Origin of the sequence: Microbacterium foliorum (genome assembly GCF_006385575.1) — a bacterium.
GTDB lineage: Bacteria > Actinomycetota > Actinomycetes > Actinomycetales > Microbacteriaceae > Microbacterium > Microbacterium foliorum_B.
This window is the reverse complement of sequence record NZ_CP041040.1, coordinates 60,965-77,438: the sequence shown is the minus strand read 5'-3', so window position 1 is coordinate 77,438 and position 16,474 is coordinate 60,965. Positions and strand designations below refer to the sequence as shown.

The 16,474-nt window shown below is 68.0% G+C and carries 13 protein-coding genes and 1 pseudogene; 6 read left to right on the top strand and 8 right to left on the bottom strand.

Translation table 11 applies throughout. The features are described 5' to 3' along the window. Window positions 1–28 precede the first annotated feature (28 nt). Together FIV50_RS00390 and FIV50_RS00385 are read right to left on the bottom strand one after the other, a co-directional pair. A pseudogene (locus tag FIV50_RS00390) lies at window positions 29–538 on the bottom strand (Na(+)/H(+) antiporter subunit C); the annotation flags it as partial. Then, the gene (locus FIV50_RS00385) at window positions 538–3,480 is read right to left on the bottom strand and encodes a Na+/H+ antiporter subunit A (protein WP_140035697.1); all 2,943 of its coding nucleotides are present in this window, start codon (window positions 3,478–3,480) and stop codon (window positions 538–540) included. The gene FIV50_RS00385 and the pseudogene FIV50_RS00390, both read right to left, overlap by 1 nt. A 262-nt stretch (window positions 3,481–3,742) precedes the next feature. On the opposite strand from FIV50_RS00385, the gene FIV50_RS00380 reads away from it, so the two are divergent. Continuing rightward, window positions 3,743–5,242 (top strand): hypothetical protein, encoded by a 1,500-nt coding sequence (locus FIV50_RS00380; protein ID WP_140035696.1) that lies wholly within the window; start codon window positions 3,743–3,745, stop codon window positions 5,240–5,242. A gap of 12 nt (window positions 5,243–5,254) precedes the next feature. On the opposite strand, the gene FIV50_RS00375 is transcribed toward FIV50_RS00380, so the two are convergent. Then, window positions 5,255–6,316, bottom strand: coding sequence for a LacI family DNA-binding transcriptional regulator (locus tag FIV50_RS00375; protein ID WP_140035695.1), 1,062 nt, complete (start codon window positions 6,314–6,316; stop codon window positions 5,255–5,257). Window positions 6,317–6,375: 59 nt separating this feature from the next. Here FIV50_RS00375 and FIV50_RS00370 point away from each other — a divergent pair, with 59 nt between their 5' ends. Further along, window positions 6,376–7,626 carry an MFS transporter gene (locus tag FIV50_RS00370; RefSeq protein WP_140035694.1) on the top strand — a complete coding sequence of 417 codons (1,251 nt, stop codon included), beginning with the start codon at window positions 6,376–6,378 and terminating at the stop codon, window positions 7,624–7,626. Between the two features lies 1 nt (window position 7,627). Here FIV50_RS00370 and FIV50_RS00365 read toward each other — a convergent pair whose 3' ends face one another. Beyond that, window positions 7,628–7,918, bottom strand: a complete 291-nt coding sequence (locus FIV50_RS00365; RefSeq protein WP_258184343.1) for a response regulator — start codon at window positions 7,916–7,918, stop codon at window positions 7,628–7,630. 105 nt (window positions 7,919–8,023) lie between these two features. Here FIV50_RS00365 and nucS point away from each other — a divergent pair, with 105 nt between their 5' ends. Both nucS and FIV50_RS00355 read left to right on the top strand, forming a co-directional pair. Then, on the top strand, window positions 8,024–8,719 hold the full coding sequence (gene nucS, locus FIV50_RS00360; RefSeq protein WP_140035693.1) for an endonuclease NucS: 696 nt from the start codon (window positions 8,024–8,026) through the stop codon (window positions 8,717–8,719). Between the two features lie 63 nt (window positions 8,720–8,782). After that, window positions 8,783–9,448: an HAD hydrolase-like protein gene (locus FIV50_RS00355; protein WP_140035692.1), complete on the top strand. Its 666-nt coding sequence runs from the start codon at window positions 8,783–8,785 to the stop codon at window positions 9,446–9,448. Between the two features lie 218 nt (window positions 9,449–9,666). Here the strand turns inward: FIV50_RS00355 and FIV50_RS00350 are convergent, their stop codons facing one another. Beyond that, the gene (locus tag FIV50_RS00350) at window positions 9,667–9,873 is read right to left on the bottom strand and encodes a cold-shock protein (protein ID WP_042540947.1); all 207 of its coding nucleotides are present in this window, start codon (window positions 9,871–9,873) and stop codon (window positions 9,667–9,669) included. Window positions 9,874–10,416: 543 nt separating this feature from the next. On the opposite strand from FIV50_RS00350, the gene FIV50_RS00345 reads away from it, so the two are divergent. Beyond that, a complete protein-coding gene (locus FIV50_RS00345; RefSeq protein WP_181164276.1) occupies window positions 10,417–11,235 on the top strand; it encodes a shikimate 5-dehydrogenase in 819 nt (272 codons plus the stop codon). A 135-nt stretch (window positions 11,236–11,370) separates the two neighbouring features. On the opposite strand, the gene FIV50_RS00340 is transcribed toward FIV50_RS00345, so the two are convergent. Continuing rightward, window positions 11,371–12,558, bottom strand: a complete 1,188-nt coding sequence (locus FIV50_RS00340) for an MFS transporter (protein ID WP_140035691.1) — start codon at window positions 12,556–12,558, stop codon at window positions 11,371–11,373. Window positions 12,559–12,671: 113 nt separating this feature from the next. On the opposite strand from FIV50_RS00340, the gene FIV50_RS00335 reads away from it, so the two are divergent. Beyond that, window positions 12,672–13,121 (top strand): MarR family winged helix-turn-helix transcriptional regulator, encoded by a 450-nt coding sequence (locus FIV50_RS00335; protein WP_140035690.1) that lies wholly within the window; start codon window positions 12,672–12,674, stop codon window positions 13,119–13,121. Between the two features lie 22 nt (window positions 13,122–13,143). Here FIV50_RS00335 and FIV50_RS00330 read toward each other — a convergent pair whose 3' ends face one another. Continuing rightward, entirely contained in the window at window positions 13,144–15,507 is a 2,364-nt protein-coding gene (locus tag FIV50_RS00330; protein ID WP_219846231.1) for an FdhF/YdeP family oxidoreductase, read from the bottom strand. After that, window positions 15,497–16,387, bottom strand: coding sequence for a formate dehydrogenase accessory sulfurtransferase FdhD (gene fdhD, locus FIV50_RS00325; RefSeq protein WP_140035689.1), 891 nt, complete (start codon window positions 16,385–16,387; stop codon window positions 15,497–15,499). Before fdhD ends, FIV50_RS00330 begins: the two co-directional genes overlap by 11 nt. Between the last annotated feature and the right edge of the window lie 87 nt (window positions 16,388–16,474).

Here is a 16,474-nt window from a genome sequence, read left to right as displayed (position 1 = left end):
CGTCGTCGTCTTCCGCGCGTTCGGGGGCACGGGCAGCGGTGGGCCGGTCGGTCGGAGCGTCGTCGTTGATCGCGGCGTGATCGCGCATGTGCAGCACCGTGATCGGCGACGTCTGCACGCCGACGAAGTCGGTGGTCGCCTCGTCGTCGGCTGCGTCGGCCTCGTCGTCCATGAGGTCCTCGTCGGCGTCTGTGCGCTCGCGGAGAGCGATGTCGGCCTCGTCGTCCTCGACCGTGTCGGCCTGGCCCAGCTGCCACGAGCGGTAGATGAGCGCGAGGAGGAAGGCGGAGACGGCGAAGGTGATGACGATGGCCGTCAGGGTGAGCGCCTGCGGCAGCGGATCGCTGACCTCGCCCTCGACGCCGTAGAAGGGCGCGCTTCCCGGCACGCCCATCACGATGAGGAGCAGGAGGTTCGTGGCGTTGCCGAGCAGCAGGAAGCCGATCAGCACGCGGGTGAGGCTGCGCTCGAGCATCGCGTACACGCCGCACGCGAACAGCACGGCCATGATCACGATCAGGGTCAACGAGACATCCATCAGATGCTCACCCCCCGCTCGCGGAACTCCTGCGCCTGACGGTCGACCTCGGCACCGAGGCTGCGCAGCACGTCGAGCACGAGTCCGATCACGACGAGGTACACACCGACGTCGAAGATGGTCGAGGTCACGAACTCCATGTGGCCGATGCAGGGGATATCCCACTCCCAGAACGTGCTGGTGAGCGGGGCCATGCCGAAGAACAGCGGCACGACGGCGGTGCCGACCGCGAGGATCAGACCGGCACCCAGCAGTCGGCCGGCGTCCGTGGGCGCGGCCGCGCCGAGCTCCCAGCGTCCGCCGGCGACGTAGCGCATGACGAGCGCCATGCCCGCGACGAGTCCGCCTGCGAAGCCGCCGCCCGGAAGGTTGTGACCGGAGAACAGCAGGAAGATCGACACGACGATGATCGTGTGGAAGAGGATGCGGACGATCACCTCGAGCAGGATCGACCTGTTCTCGGGCTTCATCTTCGGGCCGCCGACGAGCCAGGCGCGGGGGCTGCTCTCGTTCTCGTCCGTCTGGAACCGCACGCCCTCGGTCGTCTCGACCAGCGGGCGGCTGAGGGTCCGGCGGCGACGGGCCTTGGGGAGCGTCTTGGTCGCCGACAGCATGTCGGCGCGATGCGTGACGAAAACGAGCGATGCGACGCCGGTGGCGGCGAGCACGAGCACCGAGAGCTCGCCCATCGTGTCCCAGCCGCGCAGGTCGACGAGCGCCACGTTCACGACGTTCTTGCCGTGGCCGATCTCGTACGCGATCTCGGGGAACACTGCGGAGATCGGATCGGCGACTCGCGACTGCGTCGCCACGATCGCGACCAGGGCCATCGTGAGTCCGACTCCGACTCCCAGCAGCGCTCGGGGGATGCGACCGACGGACGCGTTGTGCTCGCCCATCCGTGCGGGCAGGCGGCGCAGCACGAGCGCGAAGGTCACCATCGTCACGGTCTCGATGAGAATCTGCGTGAGCGCGAGGTCGGGCGCACCGCTCGTGGCGAAGAGCGCCACCATGCCGAGGCCCGTGATCGAGACGAGCACGACGCCGGTGTACCTCTTCTGCGCCCGCACGGCCATGACGCCGGCGGCGGCCATCAAGGGCGCGACCACGAGCTGCGTGGGAGTGTGCCAGGCCGAGAGCTGGAAGCGGTCGATGTCGCTGGCGACCAGAGCCGTGATCTCGGCGGCGACGAAGACCACGAAGATCGTGCCGACGTAGACCGGAAGCGAGCCTCGCTGCGTGAGCGTCGTGCTCAGCACCGAGAGCCGGTCGACGCCGCGCATGACCAGGTAGTAGACGTCCGCCGCGGTGAAGCGGATCAACCGCGCCTTGCGATCCCACCCCGTGCGCAGAGTGAGAAGGAAGACCGCGGCGCCGAGCAGGATCGACAGGATCGAGATGCCGAGAGCAGGCTCGAGGCCATGCCAGAGCGCGAGGTGCCCCGGCCCCTCGGCGGGGACCCCTTCTGCGTCGAGGCCGGGCGTGGCGGTGAGCGCATATCCCTGCAGAGCGACGTCGAGAGCCGGGGCACCTATGCCGGCCGCGAGCGTGAGGCCGGCGAGGATGATCGGCGCCGAGAGGAACCCGACCGGCGGATCGGGCCACATCGTGTCCGGCAGGCGATCGCCTGCTGCGTCGCGCTTGGTCCAGAAGGCGCCCCAGAGGAAGCGGATGCCATATGCCGCAGTGAGAATGGATCCCACGCTGACGCCGATGATGGCGACGAGTCCCCACGGAGACCCGTGCAGCGCGTCATCGAGGAGGGCCGTGAGAGTGGACTCCTTCGCGACGAATCCGAGGGTCGGCGCGATGCCCGCCATCGACGCGATGGAGATGAATGCCGCAGTGGCCATGACCGGCGCCTGACGCCCCACGCCGCTCAGCTCATCGATGTCTCGGGTCGACAGCTGCCGGTCGATCACACCGACGATGAGGAACAGTGCCGATTTGAACAGCGCGTGCGCGATCACGAGTGCGAGACCGGCCAGGGCGCTCGCCTGCGTGCCGTAGCCGATCACGATCGAGAAGAACCCGAGCTGGCTGACCGTGCCGAAGGCGAGGATGCGCTTGAGGTCGGTCTCTCGCAGGGCCTGGATGCCGCCGAGCAGCATCGTCACGATTCCCAGCGAGATGATGATCGGCCGCCACGGACCGGTGAACGCGAAGATCGGGGCGAATCGCGCGATCAGGTAGATGCCCGCCTTCACCATCGCCGCGGCGTGCAGGTAGGCGCTGACTGGGGTGGGTGCCGCCATCGCACCGGGAAGCCAGAAGTGGAACGGGAAGATCGCGGACTTGCTGATGGCACCGACGAGCAGCATGACCACGGCGGCATCGACGATCGCCCCTGTGGGCGCGATCTCGAGGATCTCGCGGATGCTCGAGGTGCCGGCATCGACGACCAGCAGCACGACTCCGACGAACATCACGAGTCCGCCGAGCGTGGTGACCAGGAGCGCTTGGAGGGCGGCTCGTCGGCTGGCCGCTCGCCGTCGGTAGTGGCCGATGAGGAGGTACGAGAGGATGCTCGTCACCTCCCAGAACATGACGAGCATGACCAGGTCGTCGGTCAGGACGAGGCCGTACATCGCACCGGCGAAGCCGAGCAGAACCCCGGCGAACTGGCCGATACCCGCGGAGTCGTCGTGGAAGTACCACCGGCAGTACAACAGCACGAGGGCGCCGACACCGGTGACGATCAGTGTGAGGACCCAGCCGAGAACGTCCATGTTCATGGACAGGTTCAGGCCGAGCTGCGGAATCCACGCGACCGAGACGAAGGGCGTCGGTCCGTCGAGCACCTGAGGGGTGAGTACGAGGGCGTGGATGAATGCCGCGGCGGGAATGAGAGCCGCGATGGCGAATGCCTGAGACCCCAGCCAGCGCACCAGGACGGGCATCAGGATCGACCCGAGGAGGAACACGGCGAGGAGCGTCAGCATATACGCGGCTCCTCAAAGCTCGTCGGCCGGGGCGGCGCAGGCGGGCGGGCGGGTGTCAATTTCGAGTTTACCTTGATATTTCGCTCTTCAGGGCGGATCATGCCGACGTCGAGCCGCCCAAATGTCCCGTTTTTCGCGGCATTCCGGGCACTTTGCGTGATTCGAATCGAGGAATCCGGTCATTCGGATGCGTCGATCGCCACAGATCGCGTGACCCGCGCGAAGTCCGAAATTCTCCCAGGGGTCGTGGCAGAGTAGCCCCGTGACGCGGGCGTGGGTGCGGGAGCTGGCCGGTTGGCTGAGCGCTGCCGCTGTCGCGCTCGTCACCGCGGGTGCGGTCGCGTCGTCGCCCCGAGCCGATCTGCTCTTCCGCGACGGCGACTCCCTGGTCGTGGCGATGCTCGCCCGCTCGCTGCTCGCAGGGGAACCGCTCGACTGGGCGATGTCGAGCGTGCTGTTCCTGCCCGAGTCCGCAGCCTTCACGGCCCTCGACGCAGGATTGCCGGCCGACGTGAACGCTCTCTTCGCGATCAGCGCGGTCGTCAATCTGCTCGCCCTCTACGGAGGAATCCGTCTGGCTGCCGGACGTGCTCGCGCCGGCAGTGCCCCCGTGGCCTGGTCCGTGGTCGCGCTCTCGGCGTTCGGCGCACTCGCGATGACCGATGTCTCCGCGTCGCGCGAGGCGCTGGACCTCGCGTCACTGCAGCTGACCACCACGTACTACTCGGCGACCGTCGTCGGCGTCGTGGTCACGATCGGCATCGTGCGGCGCATGGTCGACAACCGTGAGCTCAGGGCGTGGCCCTTGATCGCCCTCGGCATCGTCGCGCTCGTGTCGACCCTCTCGAACCCCCTCTATGCTGCGTGGGCGATGGTTCCGCTCGTGATCGTCCTGGCCGTCGCCACGATCTCGTCCGAGCTGCGTTCGCGAACGTCGGTCATCATCGTCGTGCTGCTCACCGGCGCGATGATCGGTTTTCTCGCACGCATTCCGTTCGCGGCATGGATCACTCAGACCGGCGTCGAGTACGTGCATCCCGAGCGATGGCACGACTCGATCGACTACTACGCACGGCTCGTCGGCGAACGGATGCAGAGCCCTCCAGGGGCGATCGGGCTGCTGATCACTGCCGCGCTCCTGGCCGTGGCCGTCGTGCGAACCGTGCGGCCGCGGCAACCCGGCTCGCGGCTGGTCGCCGCGATGGCCTGGGTGGCGCCGACTGTGGTCGTCATCGGAGCCATCGCCCTGGGAACCCACGCGGCACGCTATCTGCAGCCGGTCGCCTTCGCTCCGGTGCTCGCACTCGTGGCCGCTCCGCACGCCCTGCGGGTCAGCGAGCGGGTGCGGCGAACCGCGGCGGTGATGGCCGGGGTCGTGCTGCTCATCATCGGCGGCCTCAGCATCCCTCGACTCGCGGATGCCGCCGCCCGGCCCGATGCGGATCTCACCTGCGTCGCCGACTGGGTCGATGCCTCCGGCCGCACCGGTGCCGGGCAGTTCTGGACGGTGCGCCTGCCCAAGCTGCATCTGACCGATCCCTCACGACTCGTGCAGGTCGATCATCAGCTCAACGCGTATGCCTGGCTGGTGAACCGCGCGGACTTCGCGGCCGGCGAGGTGTCGTTCCTCGTCGAGGATGCGCAGACCGTGCCGTGGGACCTGCCCGAGGCGCTGCTCCCCGAGATGATCGTCGACTGCGGTCGATACTCGATCCTGGACTTCGGAGCCGAGACGTTGCCGTTGGGCCCGCAGCGTTCCTGACTGGCAGCCTGCTCAGCGGGCGGGCGCCGCCGTGGTCGTTCCCTCGCGGAATCGGCAGGTGAGGTGCAGGGTGAGGCCCGGCTCCCCCTGCAGCATGCGCGCGACCTGCTCTCCCGCAGTACGCCCCTTCTCGACCGCCGGTTGCACGCTGGTCGTGAGCACGAGGTCGCCGAGTCCGTCGGCGGCGATGCCGTCGAAACCGGCGACCGACAGGTCTTCGGGCACGCGCAGCCCCAGTTCCTCCGCCGCGCGGATGATGCCCACCGCGATCAGGTCGCTCTGCGCGAGGATCGCGGTCGGCCTCGTCTCGGCGTCCGCCAGCAGCCGTCGCCCCGCGAGGAGGCCCTCATCGATGAAGCTGCCTCCCGCCGAGATCGCCGGTGCGTCGGGGAAGATCTCGCGCATGCCGGCGAGACGATCGATCGTCACATCCACGGTCGCCGCGTCGATGCGCTCCTGCGTGACCGGGCCGCGCTCGCGTCGCGTGTCGAGCGGCAGGGTGACGAGCGCCACGTCGCGGTGTCCGAGATCGCGCAGGTGCCGAGCGACGTCCGCCGCGGCGGCGGTGTTGTCGAGCATGATCTTCGGAATGCCCTCTCCGGCGTCGCCCTCGATCACGACCACCGGCAGTCCTCGACTGCGGACGATGTCGAGCGATGCCTTGGCGCGTCCCGAGCATCCGATCAGCACGACCGCGTCGACGGGCGCGTTCGAGAGCGACGATCCGTCATCGCCCGGCTCGTCGCGCATCAACAGGATGCCGGCGCTCAGGTCTGCCATCCCATCGGTGAGGCCGTCCATCATGGCGGTGGTCACCGGGTCGAGGAACGCCGCGCGCAGATGACCCTCGAGCACCACGGCCACGATGCCGCTGCGTCCTCGGCGCAGTGAGGCGGCGCGCGGGTCGGGCCCGGCGTAGCCGAGGTCGGCCGCTGCGGCGAGCACTCGCTCGCGCGTGGCCGGCGCGACGTTGGCCTTGCCGCTGAAGACGACGGATGCCGTCGACGTCGCTACTCCCGCCTGTCGTGCGACATCGGCGATCGTCGCTCGGCGCGGGCTGTCGTGGCTCGTCATACTCCGAGGATAGCTCCCCGGGTTCCCGATCATCGAATCGATTCGATATGCTGTGCGACATGGACACGGCTCTCTCTCGATCGCAGTATGTGCGCTGGCGCACCGCGATCTTCGCGATCTTCCTCGCCAGCGGTCTGTCGATCGCGACCTGGGCCTCACGTGTCCCCGACATCAAGCTCGCGCTCGAGGTCGACAAGGCGCAGGTCGGCATGCTGCTGCTCGGTGCGGGCATCGCCTCGATCATCGGTATCTCGACCAGCCCGGCGATCATGGCGCGCACCGGCGCACGCCTCGGCATGATGGTGTCGATCTTCACGTTCGCCTCCGGCGTCGCCCTGATCGGCATCGGCGCCAACGTTCTCGGCTCCTATGCCGTCGTGCTCATCGGTCTCGTGCTGTTCGGCCTCGGCAACGGCTGCGTCGACGTCATAATGAACGTCGAGGCCACCGCGATCGAGCAGCACTCGGGCAAGACGATCCTCCCCCTCTTCCACGCCTTCTTCAGCTTCGGCACAGTGATCGGCGCCGGCCTCGGCGCCCTCGCCGCACAGCTGCAGATCAACGTCTTCACGCACACGCTCGTCGTCGCGATCGCGATCGCCACCATCGGCGTCATCAGCATCACCAGCGTCCCCCGTCGTGCCGAAGCACTCGACCCGACGGCGGACGACGGCGAGAAGGTGCACTGGCGCGAGCGGATGCACGTCGCCATGTCGGCCTGGCGCGAACCGCGCACCTACGCGATCGGCGTGGTGATGCTCGGCATGTCGTTCGCGGAGGGCGGCGCCAACGACTGGCTGGCTCTCGGCGTCGCTGAGGACCACGGCGGCGGAACCGCGCTCGGCGCGGCCGCGCTCGCGACCTTCTCGGTCGCGATGACCGTGGTGCGCGTATTCGGCGGCCCGCTGGTCGACCGGTTCGGACGCGTCGCGGTGCTGCGCATCCTCTCGGTGGCGGCGGCATCCGGCATCCTGCTGTTCATCCTGGCGCCGAGCCTCCCGCTCGTCTTCGTGGGTGCGGCGCTGTGGGGCGTCGGCGCATCGCTCGGCTTCCCGCTCGGAATGTCGGCCGCGGCAGACGACCCGGCCAAGGCGGCTGCGCGTGTGAGCGCCGCGGCGACGATCGGCTACATCTCGTTCCTCGGCGGCCCGCCCGTGCTGGGCTTCATCAGCGAGCACATCGGTCTGCTCAACACTCTGTACATCCTGGTCGGCCTGGTCGTGCTGTCGGGCCTGTTCTCGGGTGCCGCCCGGCCCCTGCGCAAAGACGAGATGTCGACGGAGTTCGCCGGCTCGACGTCAGCCTCGTAGATCAGCGTGCGACGAGAAGGCGTGGCGCCGGGCCTTCGAGTCGCGCGATCGCGATCTTCACCTCGCCGATCTCCGTCTTCACCTCCGCGATATCCGTCTCCAGGCGCCCGAACCGCGCATCGACACGTTGCTCGAACTTCTCGAACCGCGCATCCGTCCGGGTGATCATCCACCCGAACCCGGCAGCCAGTCCCAGCAGCGTGGACGCGACCGTCACGATCATCGTCACCAGTTCGATCGACACGGTCATCTCCTCATCTTCGGCCTGCTCGCCCAGAATGTCAGGATCCATTCCGGCACGATCGCGCTGGACGACGAGACCCCGGTCGATGTGGAAACACCGGCACCGGCCTCCGTCACCGCAGAAGGAGTGCGCACGACGAAGTAGGCTCGACGGGTGCGCCTCGTCATCGCCCGCTGCTCCGTGGATTACACGGGCCGGCTCAATGCCCACCTCCCGCTTGCCACGCGTCTGCTCGTGCACAAGGGAGACGGGAGTCTGCTCGTGCACTCCGACGGCGGCAGCTACAAGCCGCTGAACTGGATGAGCCCGCCCTGCTCTCTCGCATCCGAGGAGCCTGGTGAGGAGGAGTCGATCGCCGGCGTCACCGAGGTCTGGCGCGTCACGCACAAGAAGACCGGTGACGCGCTTCGCGTGCAGATCTACGAGATCCTGCACGACACCAACCACGACCTCGGCATCGACCCCGGACTGCAGAAGGACGGCGTCGAAGCCGACCTGCAGCGCCTCCTCGCCGAGCAGGTCGACCGCATCTCCGATGGCGCGACCCTGGTGCGCCGCGAATACCCCACGGCGATCGGCCCCGTAGATCTCCTCGTGCGGGATGCCGACGGCGCGGCCATCGCGGTCGAGATCAAGCGCCGCGGCGACATCGACGGCGTCGAGCAGCTCACCCGCTACCTCGAGCTGCTGGGCCGCGATCCGCACCTCGCGCCCGTGCAGGGCGTCTTCGCCGCGCAGGAGATCAAGCCGCAGGCGCGTGTGCTGGCCGAAGACCGCGGCATCCGCTGCCTCGTGCTCGACTACGACGACATGAAGGGCATCGAGTCCGGCATCCCCCGCCTCTTCTGAGGCGAGCTGCACAGATGTTCACCGCGTTCGGTCGCTTCGCGCACTGCCCATAGGCTGGAAGACATGGCTTCTTCCCCCTACTCGTGCGTGCTCTGGGACGTCGACGGCACCCTCGCCGACGCGTCGGTCGGCATCCTCCGCCGCCTGAACGTCGCCCTCACGCACTTCGGTCACCCCGCTCCCACGCGCGAGCAGCTGGTGCACTGGATCGGGCCGCCGATGTTCCAGTCCTTCCAGGCGCAGGCGGGGATGACTCCCGAGCAGTCCGCCGAGGCCGTGGCGTTCTACCGCACACTCGGCAAGGCCGACGGCTACACGACCGACGTGAGGACCTACCCGGGCGTGCCCGAGATCATCCGCGACCTGCACACCGCCGGCGTCCCGCAGGCGACCGCGAGCTCGAAGCCCGAGATCCAGGTCGACGCGATCATCGACTTTTTCGAACTCCGCCCGTACTTCCTCACGACCGTCGGCGCGACGCCGGATGAGTCGACCCTCGCGTCGAAGACCGACATCGTGGCCGAGTCGCTGCGCCGTCTGGCCGACCGTGGCGCCGACATCTCACGCCCCGTGCTCATCGGCGACCGTCACCACGATGTCGAGGGCGGCAACGCGAACGGCGTCCCGGTGATCTTCGTCGAGTGGGGCTTCAGCGACACGCATGAAGGTGACGAGGCTGCGTTCCGCGCAGCATCCGCCGACGAGCTTCGCGCGCTTCTGCTGAACTGACCTCGGCGCCCGCCGCCTCGGGAGGAGAACTCTCCTTCGGGAGGAGCCTCGGCGCGCAGTTGTCCTCCCGAGAGGCAGTCCTCCTCCCGAGCGGCAGTCCGGTGCCCGCCGCCTCGGGTGGGAGAACCGTCGAAATCAGTCCACAAAGCACAGAACTCCCCGCCGGAAGGTCGCAACGAGTGCGTGCCTCCGGTCGGGGAGTTCTATGACGTCCGCTCTCAGAGCGGACGGATGTTCTCAGCCTGCAGGCCCTTGGGGCCCTGCGCCACGTCGAACTCGACTCGCTGGTTCTCTTCAAGAGAGCGGTAGCCGGATGACTCGATGGCGGAGTAGTGCGCGAAAACGTCAGCGCCGCCGTCGTCGGGGGAGATGAAGCCGAAGCCCTTCTCCGAGTTGAACCACTTAACCGTGCCCTGGGTGCTCATGTACTGCCTGTTCTGCTGGAAAGAAGCCGACGCAGGATGCCCCGACGTGCTCCACGCTAGTGGAGCACGCGCTGAGCGGAAGTCCCGAGGTCAGCCCGTAACCCAAATGTTGCATGAGCCGTCATTCGCGGTCACACGACGGCGCAGAAGAAGGCGCCCAGAAAATGGTGTGGCCCTCACCGCGGGGGGAGCGATGAGGGCCGAAGACGACCGGAGGGTGCGTCAGATTCCAGCCTAACCCCTCCGGCACGCGTTTGTCCCCCATTTGGGGGACAAATTGGAAAACTTGTGAGGAGGTCACAAACGATAGCGGCCCTCTCGAGCAATCCGTTGGGGACAGAACTACTCGAGAGGGCCCAATCGCATGCACGAATCGCCTTTGCCTCTGGGGAAGGCAGTCCGTCTCTGGGGAAGACGAAGACGATCAATCCCCTGTGCATGCACTTTCACACTAGGGGAGGCGATCGGATCCCGCCAAGGGGGGTTGACGATCGCGGTCATCAGTGAGTCGGGCAGAAGGGAGTCCCCGAGTAGCCTGGTGCGGTGACCATGCTGAACAAGGACATGACCCTGTGCATCTCGCTGTCTGCACGCCCGAGCAACAACGGCACGCGATTCCACAACTTCCTCTACGAGGAGCTGGGTCTCAACTGGATCTACAAGGCGTTCGCGCCGACCGACCTCGGCCAGGCGATCGCCGGCGTGCGGGGTCTCGGCATTCGCGGCTGTGCGATCTCGATGCCCTTCAAGGAGGACATCATCGCACTCGTCGACCGCATGGACCCCTCTGCGACAGCGATCGACTCGGTGAACACGATCGTGAACGACGACGGAGTGCTCACGGCCTACAACACCGATTACAGCGCGATCGCCCAGCTGATCGAGCGAAACTCGCTCGACCCTGCGGCATCCGTGCTGCTGCGCGGCTCGGGCGGAATGGCGAAGGCCACGGCCGCCGCCTTCCGTGACGCCGGATTCTCGCGGGTCACGATCGCTGCGCGCAACGAAGAGCGCGGTCGAGGGCTGGCCGACCTCTACGGATTCGCATGGACGGCGGACGCGGATGCCGTGACCGCCGACATCATCGTGAACATCACCCCGATCGGCATGGCGGGCGGGGCAGACGAGCATGCCCTGTCGTTCACCGAGGAGCAGATCGCGACGGCATCCGTCGTGTTCGACGTCGTCGCCCTGCCCGCCGAGACGCCGCTGATCTCGGCGGGGCGCGCAGCCGACAAGACCGTCATCACCGGCGCCGAGGTCGCGACTCTGCAGGCGCTCGAGCAGTTCGTGCTCTACACCGGCATCCGCCCGACCCCGGAACAGGTCGCGGCGGCCGAGGAGTTCATGCGGGCGCAGTGACCAGTGCGTCCGCATTGCCCCCGCCCGCCATGCCCGTTCATCGGTGAGACCCGCTTTCGCGCCCGAGACCTCTCTCATGGGCATGGGTCTCGGACGACGTCGCGGGTCTCGGGCCGCGCGGAGGCCGCGCGGCGGTCACGCGGCGATGGTCTGCAGGGAGCCGGTCGCGACGGGCGACGACCGCCGAGCCGTGACGACGGCGATCACCATGACGACCAGAGCGGATGCCGTGATCGCGGCGCCGATCCAGATGGGCGAGGTGTAGCCGAGTCCTGCGGAGATGCCGAGGCCGCCGGCCCAGGCGCCGAGGGCGTTGCCGACGTTGAACGCACCGATGTTGGCGCCGGAGGCGAGTGTGGGTGCTCCGCCGGCGTAGTGCATGACGCGGCTCTGCAGCGCGGGCACCGTGCCGAATCCGAACGCGCCCATCAGTACGAGGATCGCCGTCGTCACGGGCTGCGACCAGGCGAAGAACCCGAACAGCACGAGCACGACCACCAGGGCCGAGATGAAGAGGAGGAGGGTGCGGTCGATCGAACGGTCGGCCAGGCGCCCGCCGACCCAGTTGCCCGCGACGAGCCCGACGCCGAAGAGCACGAGCAGCCACGGCACGGCCGTGTCGGCGAATCCGGTGACGTCGGTGAGCGTGTACGCGATGTAGGTGAAGGCGCCGAACATGCCGCCGAACGCGAGAGCGGTGACGATGAGCGATAGCCACACCTGACCCGAGCGGAAGGCCCGCAGTTCGCTGCGCAGACTCACCTGCGCACCGGTCGACTTCGGGGCGGCGACGAGCAGAGCGATGCCCGCGAAGGCGATGACACCGATGGCCGAGATCACCCAGAACGTCGAACGCCAGCCGAACTGCTGACCGAGGAACGTGCCGAGGGGAACGCCGAACACATTGGCCGCCGTGAGGCCGGTGAACATGATCGCGATGGCCCGCGCCTTCTTCTCGGGGGCGACGAGCTCGGCCGCGACGACCGATCCGATGCCGAAGAACGCTCCGTGGCACAGGGCGGCGATGATGCGGCCGATCATGGCGACCGTGTAATCGGGGGCGAGTGCCGTGATCGCGTTGCCCACGATGAACAGCACGAGGAGGCCGAGCAGCACGGGTTTGCGCGGCAGGCGCGTGGTTGCCGCGGTGAGGCCGAGGGCACCGACGACGACGCTCAGCGCGTAGCCCGAGATGAGCCAGCCGGCCGTGGCCTCGGTGACGCCGAAGTCGGTGGCGACCTCCGGCAGCAGCCCCATGATCACAAACTCGGTGAGTCCGATCCCGAAGGCGCCGATGGCGAGTGCGATGAGTCCGAGTGGCATGGGTATGTTCCGTGGTCCTCTGCTAAAGTAGTTGCAGACGCGGGATATTGCGTCCGACGGATAATCATTGCACACGCAACTATCCAGCGCAAGCAACTATTTCGGAGGTCACTGTGGGCATCTCAGACGATGCTGTCGAGATCCGCGCGCGCGGCTGGCGCACGCTCGCGGCGCTGCACGGGATCATCGAGGCCGATCTCGAGAAGGCGCTCGGCGCCTCGGTCGGTCTCTCGGTGGTCGAGTACACGGTGCTCGACGCGCTCAGCCGCCAGGACGGCTGGCACATGCGGATGCAGCAGCTCGCCCGCGCCACGGCACTGAGCCCGAGCGCGACGACGAGGCTCGTGACCCGCCTCGAAGACCGTGGGCTGCTCACCCGCATCCTCTGCGCCGACGACCGCCGCGGCATCTACACCGAGCTCACTGCTGCCGGTCAGGCGCTCTACGAGCAGGCGCATCCGATCCACGACGAGACACTCGAACGCGCGCTCGGTGAGGCGGTCACGCAGCCAGAGCTCGCGCCCGTCGTGCACGCGCTGCAGGCTGTGACCGTCGACGCCTGAGGCGCAGCGAGCGCGGCCCCGCTCACGACCCCGAGCGCGCGACGGTCACCTGGATGCTCTTCATGAGCGGCTGGTCGCTCTGCGCGCTGAAGTCCTTGCGCCCGATCAGCACATTCATCTCGGGCATGTAGCCGGCGGCGCTGCCACGAGGCAGGTCGTAGGGCACGGCGCGGAACGCCGTCAGCATCCGCGTCGATCCGTCTTTCGAGGTCGACACGATGTCGACGAGGTCGCCCTCGACGAGTCCCCGGTCGCGCATGTCGTCTTCGTGCAGGAACACGAGCTCGCGCAGGTTCTTCACGCCCCGATAGCGGTCGTCGTTCGAGTAGATCGTCGTGTTCCACTGGTCATGCGAGCGCATGGTCTGCAGCACCAGGGTCTCGGTCGACTCGGGGATGACGTTCGGCAGCGGCGGGTGCGAGAACTCGGCGCGCCCCGACGGGGTCTCGAACACGCGGTCTCGCGCCGGCTGCGGGATGCGGAAGCCATGCTTGTCGCGGATCAGGTCGTTGAACCCCTCGAACCCGGGCAGCACCCTCGCCATCACGTCGCGGATGTTGTCGTAGTCGCCGACGTACCAGTCCCAGGGCGTGGCCGTGTGGGGCAGGGTCGCCTTCGCGATCCCGGCGATGATCGCCGGCTCCGACCTCAGATACGCGGATGCCGGTTGCTTGCGCCCCATCGAGAGGTGCACCATGCTCATCGCATCCTCGACCGTGATGCCCTGCGGCCCCTGAGCCTGCTGGTCGCGCTCGGTGCGGCCGAGGCAGGGCAGGATCAGCGCCTTCTCACCGTGCACGAGGTGACTGCGGTTGAGCTTGGTGCTCACCTGCACCGTCAGGCGGCACTTCTCTAGCCCCTGCGCCGTGAACGGGGTGTCGGGAGCCGCGAGCACGAAGTTGCCGCCCATGCCCACGAACACCTTGACGCGGCCGTCGTGCATGGCCTCGATCGTGCGAACGGTGTCGAGTCCCGGATGCCGCGGCGGATCGATGCGGCACGCCTCGGCGAGTCGGTCGAGCCAAGCATCCGTGGGGTGGTGATCGATTCCGCAGGTGCGGTTGCCCTGCACGTTGCTGTGCCCACGGATGGGCGAAGGACCGGCACCCTTGCGCCCGATGTTGCCTCGGAGCAGCAGCAGGTTGACGATCTCTCGCACGGTGTCGACGCCATGCTCGTGCTGGCTCACGCCGAGGCACCAGCTGATGATCGTGCGTTCGGAGGCGAGATAGACCGCGGCGGCCGCACGGATCTGCTCTTCGCTGAGCCCCGACTGCGTGACCAGGTCGGTCCATGGTGTGGCCTCGACCAGCTCACGGTACGCATCGGCGCCGGTCGTCAGCGACGCGAGGAACGCGGAGTCGAGCACGGATGGATCGTCGACTGCCGCCTCGAAGACGACTTTCGACATGCCGCGGATCAGTGCGAGGTCACCGCCGGGGCGCACCTGCAGGTTCATGGTGCTCGTGCCCGTCGCCTTGAAACGCGCCATGTCGACGAAGTCGTGCGGCACGATCGTGCGGGTGGCACCGGCCTCGACGAGCGGGTTGACGTGCACGACCTGGGCGCCGCGCTTCACGGCATCCGACAGTGCTGTGAGCATGCGCGGAGCGTTGGATGCCGCGTTCACGCCCAGCACGAAGAGGGCGTCGCAGTCGTCCCAGTCGTGCAGGTCGACCGTGCCCTTGCCCGTGGCGATCGAGGCCTTGAGCGCGCGACCCGAGGCCTCATGGCACATGTTCGAGCAGTCGGGCAGGTTGTTGGTGCCGTACTCGCGCACCATCAGCTGGTAGAGGAACGTGGCCTCGTTGCTGAGTCGTCCCGACGTGTAGAACGATGCCTCGTCGGGGCTGTCGAGCGCCTGCATCTCGTCACCGACCAGCGCGAACGCGTCGTCCCACGTGATCGGCACATAGTGATCGGTGGCCGCGTCGTAGACCATCGGCTCAGTCAGGCGCCCCTGATCTTCGAGGTCGAAGTCGGGCCAGGTCGCGAGCTCGGTGACCGTGTGCTCGGCGAAGAAGCGCCGATCGACGCGCTTGCGCGTCATCTCCCAGGTGACGTGCTTGATGCCGTTCTCGCAGATGTCGAGCTTGAGATTGCCCGGGTCGTCGGGCCACGCGCATCCGGGGCAGTCGTAGCCCGAGACGGGATGGTTCATCTGCAGCATCGAGAGCGGTCCGGCGATAGGCACGCGCTGGTCCAGCACCACCCGCCCTACCGACAGCGCCGCGCCCCACCCGGCGGCGGGGTGGCCGTACGGCTTGCGCGACCAGGGCCGATCGGTGCGAGGGCCGTAGCCACCCTGGCGTGGTTCGACCGGCATCAGCCCGAAGGCGCTTCCGGCAGTTCCTGCGTTGCCCGCGGTTCCCTGGCTATCGAGCATGGTGTGCCCCTTCTTCGGAGCGCGCAGACGAGCCGAGCGACTCGGCTCCGATGCGCACCCGATGCGCGTGCGTGTAGATGTTCATCGACCGTCCGCGGACGAATCCGACGAGCGTCACGCCCGACTCCTCGGCGAGTTCCGCCGCCAGAGACGAGGGCGCCGAGACGGCACTGAGCAGAGGGATGCCGGCCATCGCGGCCTTCTGCACCAGTTCGAAGCTCGCTCTGCCGGAGACCTGCAGAATCTGCCGGTGCAGCGGCAGCCGGTCATTCAGCAGCGCCCAGCCGACGACCTTGTCGACCGCGTTGTGGCGCCCGACGTCTTCGCGCAGCACGAGCATCTCGCCCGTGTCGGCGTCGAAGAGAGCGGCGGCGTGCAGGCCGCCCGTCTTGTCGAACGCCGCCTGCTCTGCACGCAGACGATCGGGGAAGGCGGCGATCTGCTCGGCATCCGCCTGGACGCCGTCGTCGGAGACCGGATGCCGCGACACCGTGCGCACCGCGTCGATGCTGGCCTTGCCGCACACGCCGCACGAACTGGTCGTGTAGAAGCGCCGCGCGGCATCGGGGTCGGGAAGCGCGACGCCGTGAGCGAGGCTGATGTCGAGCACGTTGTACGTGTTCTCCTGGCCGCCGGTGCCCGGGCCGCCGCAGTGGATCGCCGAGTGGAACTCGGCGGTCTGGGCGATGATCCCCTCGGACACGAGGAACCCCGCCGCCAGCTCGACGTCGTGCCCCGGAGTGCGCATCGTGACCGCGAGCGGCGGGCCTGCGACCCGTATCTCGAGCGGCTCCTCGACGGCGAGCGTGTCGGCGCGACGGCTCGCACCCTCGCCGAGGGTGAGCTTCAGAATCGGTCTCCGCGTCGTGATCCGCCCCACACCAGCGAGCGTACTCCGCGGCCACGGGATCGGATCGATGCAGTCACGGGATCGGATCGATCCATCATCGGGAGGCCGATACCTGGG